The organism is Acidiphilium sp. JA12-A1 (assembly GCF_000724705.2).
Lineage (GTDB): Bacteria > Pseudomonadota > Alphaproteobacteria > Acetobacterales > Acetobacteraceae > Acidiphilium > Acidiphilium multivorum.
On sequence record NZ_JFHO01000002.1, the window covers coordinates 1 to 12,607 of the forward strand.

The following is a 12,607-nucleotide window of genomic DNA, read 5'->3' on the forward strand; positions in this document are numbered from 1 at the left end:
GCCATCAATCGAGTCCGGACCAGGTCACGGATCGCTTCATGCGCCGGATCCGGCACCCAGACCGCCGTCAATTCCCCCGCCCGATGCAGCCTGGCCAGGTTCACCGCATCCCGACGATCCGTCTTGATCCGTTCCCCCGGCTTGCGAGGGATCAGCGACGGCGCCACCACCACGCAGTCATGCCCGGCCGCCGTCAGCTGTCGCTGGATCCCGTAGCCACATGGACCCGCTTCATAGCAAAATCGCAGTTCCCCGCCCACGCGCTGCAACTTCGTCACCACCCTCGTCAGCGCCTCCGGGGTGTTCGCGATCCGGCCATACTCGCGCACGTCATCGCGGCCGCCAGATTCCGCCAGCGCGACCGTGATCGTCTCCTTGTGCACGTCCAGCCCGATAAAAGTGATATGCTTTCCCATGACCCGTCTCCTATGCATTGAGGCTCGGCACCGGACCTCCCGGCGCAACCCTCGGAAACCTGCATACTGCGAGACGGGTCACCCCAATCTCAGGCGAACATCTGGTCTAGTGCGGTTTGAATGGTGGGCAGTTTTGGCAGTGCGCTGCGATCTCCGGTCGGCAAAGTGGCTGGCTGCTGTTGAGGATCGGATCGCTTACGAGGCAGCGGACGCCGCGAGGACAACCTGGCCGAACAATAGCGCGCGCCAAGGCGAAGCCCTGGGCGAATTCACGAAAATTCAGGCTGACACGCGCATGAAAGCGGAAGCATCGACTGCAACCCAGTGCTCGGTGTTGCTGACAACCGCCAGACTCAACGAACTGGATCGGATGGCGACCACAGCCGGTTGGTGACCCAAGGCTTTGATTCCCGCCTCTCCGATAGCGGCCTGGTCAAATATCCCCGATCAGCGGTCAGCTAATCGTCTTTTCGCCGCGAAATCCTATGCCACGATTTATCTCGGTAGAACAGTCGATCCACAAGGAATATCGCAAGAGCGCCGCAAATAGATACCAATATCACCAAAATAAACGGATGTTTTATTATGGGATAGTAGGCAGCTATAAAGCTGATCATTTTATTTTTTCCTTACGATTTTATTAGTAGAGGTTTTTTGTCTGTAGGGATATCTAATATTTGTAACTTTATTTTGGTTCATGTAGCGCCGAAAAGAGGTTCAATTCGATGTGCTCCTCGTCACTCAACTTGATCCGAACCGCCTGTCCTCACACCATCCTGACGCCCCAAGATCTTCGGCGAACAAGGAACCACCATCTTCTGCTCGTGCACCGAACAAAACCCTCCCAGCGATCAGTTTCGATATCGCGAAATCTAAAGAGCCATCCCAGCGCCGAGTATCGCAACCAGAGCATTCCTCGGCCCTCCATCAGAACCTCCGGCTCGGGACTGTCGCGTTCACGCGACAGGGGAATGCCGGGTCGCGCGTCAGCGCGACACACGACCGCTGAATAAGTATCCGGCGCATGTATAATCCACCGCTTTGCTCGCAGAGCGTTACGCCAGGAACGCCGGGGCGGTCTTTTCGCTGAAATTCCACGTTGTGTGGTGTCCGAAATACCGCCGTCCGGTCCTCACTCCGCCCGTCGAAGGGCGGCTCAAGGCATTGCTCGGAGAGATCGCGGACGAACCCGGCATGACGATCCACGCGACCGAAGTAATGCCCGATCACGTCCACCTTTTCGTGGAGGCCGATCCGGCCCTCTGCGTTGCCGAGATCGTCAATGGCTTCAAGGGCAAAACCAGCCGCCTTCTGCGTGAGGAGTTTCCTTCCCTCCGGTCGCGGTTGCCGACCCTTTGGGGCCGCAGTTACTTCGCGGCGTCGGTCGGGGCGGTGTCCGAGGCGACGATCCGGCGCTACATCGAAGCGCAGAAGGGCGTCTGAATGCGCCTCTCGTTCAAGCATCGTCTGTATCCGAACCTGGCGCAGAGGGCTGCGCTCACGGGGATGCTGAGGGCTTTCCGCGACCGCTACAACGCCGCCTTGCAGCAGCGCATTGAAGCCTATCGCCGCCGGGGCATCAGCCTCCGTTACGGCAATCAAGCCCGCGAATTGAAGGCCGTCCGCACCGAGGATGAACTGCTGGCCGGGTTCCCTCGCTTCCCGCCCAAGAGACGGTTCGACAGCGCCGAGTTCCGGGTGGGCGACGGCCTGACGATCCGCAAGACAAAACGGCTTGGCATCGCGGGCGTTCCCGGTGAGATCAAGGCAAAGTGGCATCGCGATCTGCCGCCGGAAGCGAAGGTGGGCGCGGCGGTGGTGAGCTGATCCTGTGGCAAGTGGTATGTCTGCTTCCAGATCGACTTGCCAGATGCGGCTCCCGCCGAAAGAGCGGTCGGGGTCGTTGGCATCGACGTTGGGCTGTCCAGCCTCATGGCGCTTTCCACCTTCCACCGGAGAAGCGGTGCCGACGCCGCCGTGGACGTCCAAAGCCGCCAAGGCCCTGCGCCGCGCCCCACGCGTCGTCTCCCGCAAGAAGCGCCATAGCAGGCGGCAGCGCAAAGCGAAGCTGCGGGTCGCCCGGCTGCACGCCCGCATTGCCAACCAGCGCCGGGACTTTTCGCACAAGCTCTCGCGGTCGCTGGTGGACCGCTTCACGCACATCGCCTTCGAGAACCTTAATGTGGCCGGGATGGCGAGGGGAATGCTCGTTCAGCACGTCACCTTCAAAGCTGCAAACGCTGGTGGCGTCGTCGTGCTGGTCGATCCTCGTGGAACCTAGCAGACCTGCCCGGACTGCGGCACGATCAAGCCGAAGAAACTCTCGGAGAGAATGCACCGCTGCGACTGCGGACGCTCTCTCGACCGAGATGTGGCGGCGGCCCGCGTCGTGCTCCAACGGGCGAACTTCCCGCATGGAACGTGCGATCAGGGGCGAAGCAAGCCGGTTGCGGCCTAGCTTCCCTGGGAAGCCGCCTGCTTTAGCTGGCGCAGTGTTCACCATAATCACTCCGGAACCCGTCTCAGCCATCCGTGCTCCCCGATACTAGACCAAACCGCCAGCTTATTTTTGCTTGTCACTGCTGCAACGCTGGTATACCGTTTGGTATGCCATCCAGCGAGCACTCGTCGGACGAAGATCTCAAATCGCTTAGCCAATTCGCTTACGACTCGATAAGAGAAATAATCCTCTCCGGTGCCATCAGGCCCGGCGAGCGTTTGAGCGAACGAGATCTTGCACGCCGCATTCAGGTTAGTCGAACACCTTTGCGCGAAGCCCTGAGCCGCATTGAACATGATGGTCTCGCCATCAGCCGACCGGGACGTGGCTATTTCGCCCTGGAATTCGATTGCGAAAATATCGCTGAGCTCTACGAATTCCGTGAGGTCCTCGAGGTAAGTGCCTGCAGGCTGACCGCCGAACGCATCACCGCCGATGCGATCGCCGAACTCAATGACTTGATGAAGCAGCTCGCTCGGTTCGAAGCCATGCCTACATTGACCGCCGACGAACTCCATGAGGAGGTCAAACTGGCCTTGTCCCTGCACGAGATCGTCGCCCGGGAATGCGGCAATAGCCGGATCTGCCAGGCATTGCTTCAGATCTATGACCAGCTCCGTCTTCTCACATGGATCGACGTTCTCTGGTTTGATCAATGGTCGGTGACACGCCAGGAACACCGCGACTTGGTCGCGGCGGTCGTCGAAAGGGATGGAGCGCGGGCTGCAGAAGTCACGAAGCGTCATATTCAGCGATGCCGAGATGGTGCGCTTCGTGTCGCCAATGCCAAGTATAAGGAGAAGCACAATGGGATGTCACAAGAAAACGCCCATTCAGCGGTTTATACTCGCAAATAAAAATTGCATAGCGGCCAGCGCGCTTATCTTGGCCACACTTACCGGATCACCCGTACTTGCCGCAAACGTCGCGCCTCCGCCAAAACTCGCGGCCAGCGGAAAGATCATCTATTGCTCTGATATTTCCTCTCCGCCCCTTGAGTACTATAATACCAAATCAAAGCCGGTCGGCTCAGACATTGAAATAGGCGACGCGATCGCCGGAGAGATGGGACTGAGACCTGTCTGGAAGAACATTCCGTTCAGCGGCATTATTCCTGCACTTCTGGCGGGCCACTGCGACGCAATTATTTCACAGCTTTTCGACAAACCGGCGCGCCGCAAAGTGATCGACATGGTCGACTACATGTATTCCAGTGAAGCTCTGCTCGTTAAAAGAGGTCACGACCACGGTATTCGCGGTCTTGCAGATCTTTCTGGCTTGAAAGTCGCGGTCGAAAATGGCACCACGATTGCGGATATCCTCCATAAGCAGAACAAAGTCTTTCAAAAAATTGGCAAAAAGCCAATGGATATCATTGTTTTCCCCACTGATACCGACGCTCTGCAAGAACTCGTCACAGGGCAGGTTGATGCCTATGGAACAACACTCGAAACCGGCGCTTATTACATCAAGACTCATCCGGCGACCTTCGCCGTGGCGGGTAAACCCTTCCATAAGATACTCACCGGAGTCGGCGTCCGGAAGGACAATGCGGAACTGGCAAAAGCAATTCAAAAGGCGATAGATAATCTACATAAAACCGGAAAATACAATAAAATCCTGAAAAGGTGGGGGATTTCTGGCGACAATCTTGAGCAAAGCGTATTACAGTAAATGCACTTCGACTGGCCATTCTTCTGGCACTATCTCCTTACACCGAGCGCCACCTATCTACATGGCCTGATGCTCACGATCGTCCTCAGCGTCGCATCACAAACGCTTGGGACGATGATCGGCCTCTTTGCGGCGCTCGGCCGTATATCGAATATCCAGCCGATCGTCAGCATCGTTCGTGCATACGTCTGGGTAATGCGCGGGGTCCCGCTTCTGGTCCAGATCATATTCATCTACACCGGCCTTGCCGCAGCAAACATCCTGCGCTTCCATGACATTGATCTCGGTCCGCTCGTCATTCCAGGGAACGTGCAGGCGGGGATTGTCGCGCTCAGCCTGAATGAAGGCGCTTACATGGCGGAGATCATCCGCGCCGGCATTGCTTCCGTTGATCAGGGCCAAACGGAAGCCGCTCGGTCGTTGGGTATGACGTATCCACTGCTGATGCGCCGTATCGTTCTGCCTCAGGCAGCACGGTTTATTGTTCCGCCCTTGGGCAACGAATTTAACTCTATGCTAAAAAATAGTACGCTTGTGAGCGTAATCGGTGTGCAGGAACTACTACTTACGACTGAGACTCTCACATCCGCCACATTCCGCGTATTTGAACTATACGCAGTTGTTGCCTTGTATTACTTAACACTTACAACATTGTGGGGGATTGCGCAAGGATATATCGAGCGACGATTCAGTCGTTCTCAATTGCGCGAGGCACGACCCGACTTTACATCTCGCTTCTTCGGGACTCGCTTTGCAAGGGCATTTCAGAGGAGCTGAGAATGCAAGCTGACCAATTGGCTACTTCGGTGGTGCCTGCTTCGCCAGAGGAGTCTGCTGACATCATTGTCGCCGCCGACAACGTGAGCAAATGGTACGGGCCGCTGCAAGTACTTAAGAATGTGTCACTGACGGTCCGACGTGGCGAGACGGTTGTTATCATAGGCCCATCAGGTTCCGGAAAGACAACATTCGTACGGTGCATCAATCACCTCGAGAAAATTCAGGAAGGTCGAATCCTGGTGAACGGCCATTTGATCGGCTATCGGGAACAGAGGGGCCGGCTGGTTGAAGACCGTCCGCGAAACATCGCACTCCAACGACGCGAGATCGGGATGGTTTTTCAACGGTTCAATCTCTTCAATCACATGACGGCGCTCGACAATATCACCGAAGCACCTGTTCGCGTGCTCGGCCTTTCGGCGTCCGAGGCTCGCGCACGAGCCAAGGCATTGCTGGACCGCGTCGGACTCGCGGACAAGGAAGATGCTTATCCGGCCCATCTTTCCGGCGGACAACAACAGCGTGTCGCGATAGCACGGGCCTTGGCGATGCAGCCGCGCCTGATGCTGTTCGACGAACCCACGAGCGCCCTCGACCCCGAGATGATTGGAGAAGTACTGTCGGTGATGCGGCAACTCGCGCGGGAAGGCATGACGATGGTTGTCGTTTCCCACGAAATGGGGTTCGCCCGAGAGGTCGCAGACCGCGTCGTCATGATGGATCATGGGGAGATCATCGAAGAAGGATCGCCGATGAAGATATTCGGGTCATCCGACCACGACCGCACGCGCCTGTTCTTATCGAAGATTCTGTGAGAACCTGTAACTGAATGGTATTACGGCTATCCGTGACGGGCCGTCTTTCGTGTGAACAGGCGACTTTTCGGTCAGGCGGCGCCTACGCCTCGCCAGTTGGCGGGACTTCAAGATCACCGCGATAACCAGACACCGTCTCTGGCCACATTGCTTCGACGTGCTCCCTGATCACCCCGATGATCTGGCTATGTGCCGCAGTCAGCTGACAACCGCTGGTTGCAGCCTCATGCAGTTCATCGAGCAGCATTCCAAAGCTACTCTCCAACTCGAGCCCGTTGACTGGATCGTGTACCTCTCTGAGACGCTACCTACTGATATCGATCGACCTAAGTTGAAGCCCTATAATATCTGGCGCTGACCAGGGTAACGGCACTTTTCAGTGAGTCGAGCAGAAGAGTAAAAAGGAGAGAACTGATTGTAACTATAATCAGAACATTCCAACTAAGTGCTGCCATTAATATGCCAAAACCTGCGACAAGAAGGCTAAAGGCAACCATAGCGACCGTCGCCCCTGCCAGCCAAATGCTCGGCGCTGACAACCAGAACCAGCGTTCTTCCCGCATAACATATACGCTCGCCTGGATCGCCAGCATCAGGGTTAAAAATGAAAGCGTCCGAATCTGCGCCAGCGGCAAATACCAAAAGCTGCGGCCTATTTGCAGCATGAGTGTGGCATATCCGAGAGTTGCCAGCCCGTAAATTCCACCCTCACCGATGATCCGGCCAATTCGCCAATGCCGGGGATGGGAACAGGGCAAAGCATGATCCGTGGTGATCGCCATGGTCAGGAAATCATTGATAATCAGCAGAAGGACCATCAGCAGCGGCGTCAATACCGCATGCCCCGTGATGACCAACCCCAGTGCGAGATAGAGCACCAACGCAATTTTTCTGACCACCATCGTGAGTGTATACGTTCGGATGCGTTGGAAGGTTGCGCGTCCCTCACGGATCGCGTCCAGGATGCCGGCCAGCCCCGGCGACGTCAGCACCAGCCCCGCCGCCGCCTTGGCGACATCGGTTGCCGTGGAAACGGCGATACCCATTTGCGCCTGCCGCAGCGCTGGAGCGTCATTGGTGCCGTCGCCGCACATACCGACCACATGGCCTTCGCGTTGAAATAGCTTTACCAAACGAAATTTCTGCTCCGGAAACACGCCGCCAAACACGCCGTAATCGTCTGGCGCAGAGAGTGTCTCCAGTTCCGCCGAATCGCAGATTCCGCCGGTGATCCCAACGGCTTTAGCAATGACTGCCGCGGTCTCCGGCGCATCGCCAGTTACCATGACCACGCGTACACCAAGGTCGCGCAAGGCGGTAATCAGGTTTGCTGCGTCGTCGCGAGGAGGGTCGGCAAGGCCGAGCAATCCGAGCAGAACGGTCGAGGTAGCGGTGGTACGGGTCACGGCAAGTACCCTACAACCCGCCTCGGTGAGATGTTTCCGGGCTCTCTCTTGCTCAGCGGATAGCGGCACAGATATCAGTGCGCCGAGAGCTCCTTTACGGAGCAGAACACCATCTGCTAGCTGCGCTTCGGCGTATTTGCGGGCTGGATCAAAAGGCTCAAAATGGCGAGGAACGGGAACGGTTACGCGCCGTGCCCGTGCGGCGTCGATAATCACCTGATCAACCGGATCACCGCCCTCCGACGACGCAGCGGCAGCCGCCGCCAGCACAGCATCCTCAGCGGCACCATCGAAGCCCACGACACTTTGAATCGACAGTGCATTCTGCGTCAGTGTCCCGGTCTTGTCCGAGCAAAGCAGGCTCATTGTTGCCGCCTCGTTAATTGCTGCCAGCCTGGTGGGCAGCACGGCCCCACGTACCAGCCGCCGTGCTGAAAGTGCAGCCGCAAGAGTGAAGGTTGAGGGCAGTGCCACCGGGATCGAAGCGAGCAGCGCAGTCAGCAGCAACGGCACGGTTTCATCGAATGTGCGGCCGATTGCATGCGCATAGGAGAGCATCGCCAGCACAACCACACCGTTGACCAAAGCAAGGTCCCGTACTACCGCCAACACCGCGCGCTGCTCGCCGCTGACACCGTGTGCATCCTGCACCAGCGAGGCCGTTTTGCCAAAATAGGTACGCGCGCCGGTCGCCACCACGATCCCCGTCGCTTCTCCTTGGCGAATCATCGCTCCGGCGTAGGCCAGTTCCCCTGGTTTGCGGTCCACGGGCAGAGATTCACCTGTTAACATTGATTGGTCTACCAGCACGCTTCCGGCGACGAGCTTGATGTCAGCAGGTGCCACAGCGCCAAGCGCCAGTTTTACCAGATCTCCGGGTACCAGCCCGGAGGCATCGATGCGTGTCCAGAGGCCATCGCGCCGGACCGAGGCCATAACCGCGAGCGTCTGTTTCAGCGCCGCCACTGCATCCTTGGCACGGGCTTCCTGGGTCATTCCCACCACGGCGTTAAACAACAGCAGTAGTGAAATTATCAGGGCCTGCGGCACGTGGCCGAGAAACAACTCCAGCAGAATCGTCGCTTCCAGCATCCAGGGCAATGGCGCCCAAAGCTTCGCCGCTAGCGCATGCAGCCAACTTTCAGAGGTGTCGGCAACGACATTTACTCCGAACTCGCGCAACAGCCTTGCGGCTTCTGCTCTCGATAAACCCTGGTCATTATTTTCGCTCATCACGGGATCCTTCAGCTCTGTCCGCTGATCCGTAATCATCTCCGCATATATGCCGAAAATTGCAATTGCCCGGCCTACGTGGTCCTTCAACTGTACTTCGTTGAGTGCCTTCCTCTTATTGCATCGCGGCACATGACGACGTTCCTCAAGGTGTTGATCCTGGTCAATGAGCGGTCTGCCCAAAATGGATATTGGATAGAAAATCCACCCGGCGACCGTCGGCACACTTGGCGCGTGCTGCCACCAAATCGTTCTGCCATATCAGGAACACAGCAAATGAATGACATTTTGAAGACGACAGACCCGTTGCCTTCGGGGCGAGCAAAGACTGATATGAATCAGCCAGATACCCGCGCTGTTGGTCTCTTCAGCCTGCTCGGCATGGTCATCGGGTCGATGATTGGTGGTGGAGTATTCAACCTGCCGCAGAACATGGCGGCCGGCGCAGGACTTGGCGCCATAGTGATTGCATGGATCATTACGGGCGTTGGTATGTATTTTCTCGCCAATACCTTTCGAACTCTGGCCGACAAGCGGCCGGACCTCCAGGCAGGTATCTACACCTATGCACGCGAGGGCTTTGGCCGCTATGCCGGATTCAATTCGGCTTGGGGTTACTGGCTGAGTTCGGCGTTCGGCAATGTCGGGTTTGCCGTTCTGGTGATGCAGACACTGGGGTATTTTTTCCCGAGCCTGATCTCCGGCAAATCCTGGGGGGCCATTCTCGGTGGCTCCATACTCATCTGGGGCATGTATTTCGTCGTGCTTGCAGGCGTGAAGCAGGCGGCATTCCTGAATGCCCTTGCGACGGCAACAAAAATCATACCGATCATCGCATTCATCGTCATTGCCGCCGTGTTTCTCAGCAGCGCCCACTTCACCGCCGACATCTGGGGCCGTGCCGGGCATCTCGGCAACATTCTGGGTCAGGTTAAAAGCACGATGATGGTCACACTCTGGGTCTTCATCGGCATCGAGGGGGCCGTGGTGGTCTCGGGACGTGCAAGGAAGACGGAGGATGTGGGACGAGCGACTTTCCTTGGCCTTATGGTCTGCCTCCTGCTCTATTTTCTCGTGTCCGTTCTGCCTTTCGGGTTGCTGACACAAAAGGAACTGGCGGCGCTGCATGGTCCGTCCGCAGCCTATGTACTGGAGCATGTCGTCGGGCACTGGGGTGCGCTTTTGATGATCATCTCCGTCCTCGTGTCGTTGCTGAGCTGCTGGCTGGCCTGGACGATCCTCGTCGCCGAGTTGCCGTTCGTCGGTGCGCGGGACGGTGTGTTTCCAAAATTCCTCGCGCGAGAGAACAGTCACCACTCGCCGGCCCCGTCACTGCTCCTGTCCACGCTCGTGATGCAGGCGACAATGTTTGTTGTCCTCTTTGCCAACAATGCGTGGCTCTGGCTGGTTGCCATTACCGGCGTGATGATACTGCCGGCCTATTTCGCAAGTACGGCGTTCCTGTTCCGGTATGCCGGCCAGCCGGAATTCGCCGTTGCCCATGGCACGGAACACAAGGGGGCCGCGTTTACCAGCGGCCTGCTCGGTTCGGTTTACGCCGTCTGGTTGCTTTATGCGGCGGGTTTGCAATTCGTTCTGCTTTCAACCATCGTCTACGCGATTGGCATTCCGTTCTACTGGTATGCGCAACGGGAGCAGGCTTCCGGTGCGCCAACCTTCACCGGCAGGGAAGCCGTGGCGGCAATGGTGCTGCTGATCGCCGCGGTGATTTCGGTCATTCTTATCGGCACCGGCACGATCAGTATTGGCTGAGCTGGCGTAATCCCGGCAACCGGAACCCGGCCGGAGACTTTCGGCCGGGTTTCCATTTCAGGCAGCAAGTATGGCGGCGCTATCAGCTGTGCGGATCGTCGATCCGCACGAGTGTTCCGGCCTGACCGCCGACAATGGCCCATGCGTCCTCCATCCGGCCGATGGCGGCCGGATTGCCAGTGTTCTGCGCAAAGCGGCAAGCCGCCTGGACCTTCGGTCCCATGCTGCCGGCGGCGAAGTCTTTCTCCTGCAGTACCCGAGGCGATGTCTTGCGAAGTGCGGCTTGCCGCTCGGTGCCGTAATCGAGATAAACCGCATCGACATCGGTCAGCATGAGGAAGAAATCGGCCCGGATCTGCTCGGCCAGCAATGCGCCAGCGGCATCCTTGTCGATGACCGCTTCGGCGCCATGCCACTTGCCGGCCCCGTCCCGAATCACGGGTATGCCACCGCCGCCGGCGCAGATTACCAGCGTACCCGCCCGGGTGAGTTGCTCGACGCTAGCGACGTTGAGGATCGCGACCGGCGCCGGGGAGGGAACGACGCGGCGCCAGGCCGTGCCGTCGGGTGCGACTGCCCATCCGCGCGTGACCCTCAATTCGCGTGCCGTGATCTCGTCAAAGACCGCGCCGATCGGTTTGCTTGGCGCGGCGAATGCCGGATCGTTGGCATCAACCTCTATGCGCGTGAGTAGCGTGGCGATTTCGGTGCCAGGTGGCAGGGCGTTGGCCAGTTCCTGCTCCAGGAGATAGCCGATCCAGCCTTCACTTTCGGCATCCAGACTGTCGAGCGGCTGGGCGGCGTCTTTCGGGCCGGCCTCGGCTTGCAATGCCAGCAGACCGACCTGCGGACCATTACCATGGGTGAGGGTGAGCCGATGCCCGGCCGCAACGAGTTTCGCTAGCGCAGCGGCGGCGTGCGCGATATTCGCCTGCTGCGCGGAGGGTGTCGGCGCTTCACCCCGGCGAAGCAGGGCATTACCTCCGAGCGCCGCGACAATATGCATCAGCCGAGCGTCGCAACGAGGATGGCCTTGATCGAATGCATCCGGTTTTCCGCCTGGTCGAAAACGATAGAGCGCTCGGATTCGAACACCTCATCGGTGACCTCCATAGCAGAGATGCCGAAGCGCTTTTCAATATCATTGCCAACACTCGTTTCCGTGTTGTGGAAGGCCGGCAGGCAGTGCATGAATTTCGTGGCCGGATTGCCAGTGGCCTCCATTAGCCCCATGTTGATCTGATATGGCATGAGCGCCCTAATCCTATCAGCCCATAGATGCTCGTCTTCCCCCATCGAGAGCCAGACATCGGTATAGAGGAAATCTGCGCCGGCGACCGCCTTCTGCGGGTCCGCCTCGAAGCTGATCTGCGCACCGCTACCGGCCGCCACTTCGTCGATCCGGGCGATGACGTCGGGTGCAGGCCAGAATGCGTCCGGCGCGCCGATACGCATCTTCATGCCGAGCTTGGCAGCGCCCATGGCGAGCGACAGCGCCATGTTGTTGCCGCCATCGCCGAGGAAGGCAAATTGGATTTCCGGCAAGGGCTTGTTACAGAATTCCGGCATGGTCATGAAGTCGGCCAGCACCTGCGTCGGGTGCGCATTATCCGTGAGGCCGTTATATACCGGCACGCCTGAATATTGCGCCAAGGTCTCCGCATCCTTCTGCGCGAAGCCGCGAAACTCGATCGCATCGAACATGCGCCCCAGCACTCGGGCGGTGTCCTTCACGCTTTCCTTGTGGCCGATATGGCTGCCGCTTGGCCCCATATAAGTGACATGCGCGCCCTGGTCATAGGCCGCCACCTCGAACCCGCTGCGTGTGCGAGTAGAATCCTTCTCGAAGATGAGGGCGATGGTCTTGCCGGTCAGGCGCGCTACCTCGAAACCGCCGCGCTTGGCAGCTTTCAATTCGGCTCCAAGTTTCAGAAGATCGAGGATTTCGCTGCGGGAAAAGGTCTCGAGCGAGAGGATGCTGCGGCCGCGAAGATGTGTCATGGATTGTCT

At 58.2% G+C, this 12,607-nt stretch carries 13 protein-coding genes and 1 pseudogene; 9 read left to right on the top strand and 5 right to left on the bottom strand.

What is annotated here, in order from left to right:
* A partial coding sequence (locus tag RT91_RS00165) for a transposase (RefSeq protein ID WP_035184962.1) occupies positions 1 to 416 on the bottom strand: 416 nt, incomplete at its 3' end.
* 1,041 nt (positions 417 to 1,457) lie between these two features.
* On the opposite strand from RT91_RS00165, the gene tnpA reads away from it, so the two are divergent.
* The 8 genes and pseudogenes from tnpA to RT91_RS00195 all read left to right on the top strand — a co-directional run bounded on the left by tnpA (position 1,458) and on the right by RT91_RS00195 (position 6,185).
* Positions 1,458 to 1,859 carry an IS200/IS605 family transposase gene (gene tnpA, locus RT91_RS00170; protein WP_035184912.1) on the top strand — a complete coding sequence of 134 codons (402 nt, stop codon included), beginning with the start codon at positions 1,458 to 1,460 and terminating at the stop codon, positions 1,857 to 1,859.
* On the top strand, positions 1,860 to 2,243 hold the full coding sequence (locus RT91_RS22230; RefSeq protein ID WP_205408932.1) for a helix-turn-helix domain-containing protein: 384 nt from the start codon (positions 1,860 to 1,862) through the stop codon (positions 2,241 to 2,243). It abuts the gene before it with no gap.
* A gap of 136 nt (positions 2,244 to 2,379) precedes the next feature.
* Positions 2,380 to 2,697 (top strand): transposase, encoded by a 318-nt coding sequence (locus RT91_RS22235; RefSeq protein WP_205408933.1) that lies wholly within the window; start codon positions 2,380 to 2,382, stop codon positions 2,695 to 2,697.
* A 12-nt stretch (positions 2,698 to 2,709) separates the two neighbouring features.
* Positions 2,710 to 2,874: pseudogene (locus RT91_RS22945) on the top strand (zinc ribbon domain-containing protein); the annotation flags it as partial.
* A gap of 149 nt (positions 2,875 to 3,023) precedes the next feature.
* The gene (locus RT91_RS00180) at positions 3,024 to 3,773 is read left to right on the top strand and encodes a GntR family transcriptional regulator (protein WP_082468496.1); all 750 of its coding nucleotides are present in this window, start codon (positions 3,024 to 3,026) and stop codon (positions 3,771 to 3,773) included.
* Positions 3,724 to 4,590, top strand: coding sequence for an ABC transporter substrate-binding protein (locus RT91_RS20000; protein ID WP_160321831.1), 867 nt, complete (start codon positions 3,724 to 3,726; stop codon positions 4,588 to 4,590). Before RT91_RS00180 ends, RT91_RS20000 begins: the two co-directional genes overlap by 50 nt.
* Positions 4,591 to 5,367: an amino acid ABC transporter permease gene (locus RT91_RS00190; RefSeq protein ID WP_035184920.1), complete on the top strand. Its 777-nt coding sequence runs from the start codon at positions 4,591 to 4,593 to the stop codon at positions 5,365 to 5,367.
* 2 nt (positions 5,368 to 5,369) lie between these two features.
* Positions 5,370 to 6,185 (top strand): amino acid ABC transporter ATP-binding protein, encoded by an 816-nt coding sequence (locus tag RT91_RS00195; RefSeq protein WP_082468497.1) that lies wholly within the window; start codon positions 5,370 to 5,372, stop codon positions 6,183 to 6,185.
* Positions 6,186 to 6,267: 82 nt separating this feature from the next.
* Here RT91_RS00195 and RT91_RS21890 read toward each other — a convergent pair whose 3' ends face one another.
* Both RT91_RS21890 and RT91_RS00200 read right to left on the bottom strand, forming a co-directional pair.
* Entirely contained in the window at positions 6,268 to 6,432 is a 165-nt protein-coding gene (locus RT91_RS21890) for a hypothetical protein (protein ID WP_160321832.1), read from the bottom strand.
* A gap of 79 nt (positions 6,433 to 6,511) precedes the next feature.
* Positions 6,512 to 8,914 (bottom strand): HAD-IC family P-type ATPase, encoded by a 2,403-nt coding sequence (locus tag RT91_RS00200; RefSeq protein ID WP_240314123.1) that lies wholly within the window; start codon positions 8,912 to 8,914, stop codon positions 6,512 to 6,514.
* 42 nt (positions 8,915 to 8,956) lie between these two features.
* Here RT91_RS00200 and RT91_RS00205 point away from each other — a divergent pair, with 42 nt between their 5' ends.
* A complete protein-coding gene (locus tag RT91_RS00205) occupies positions 8,957 to 10,597 on the top strand; it encodes an amino acid permease (protein ID WP_205408934.1) in 1,641 nt (546 codons plus the stop codon).
* Between the two features lie 82 nt (positions 10,598 to 10,679).
* Here the strand turns inward: RT91_RS00205 and RT91_RS00210 are convergent, their stop codons facing one another.
* Both RT91_RS00210 and argF read right to left on the bottom strand, forming a co-directional pair.
* The gene (locus tag RT91_RS00210; RefSeq protein WP_035184924.1) at positions 10,680 to 11,603 is read right to left on the bottom strand and encodes a carbamate kinase; all 924 of its coding nucleotides are present in this window, start codon (positions 11,601 to 11,603) and stop codon (positions 10,680 to 10,682) included.
* The gene (gene argF, locus RT91_RS00215) at positions 11,603 to 12,598 is read right to left on the bottom strand and encodes an ornithine carbamoyltransferase (RefSeq protein WP_035184927.1); all 996 of its coding nucleotides are present in this window, start codon (positions 12,596 to 12,598) and stop codon (positions 11,603 to 11,605) included. The genes RT91_RS00210 and argF overlap by 1 nt, the downstream gene beginning before the upstream one ends.
* Positions 12,599 to 12,607 lie beyond the last annotated feature (9 nt).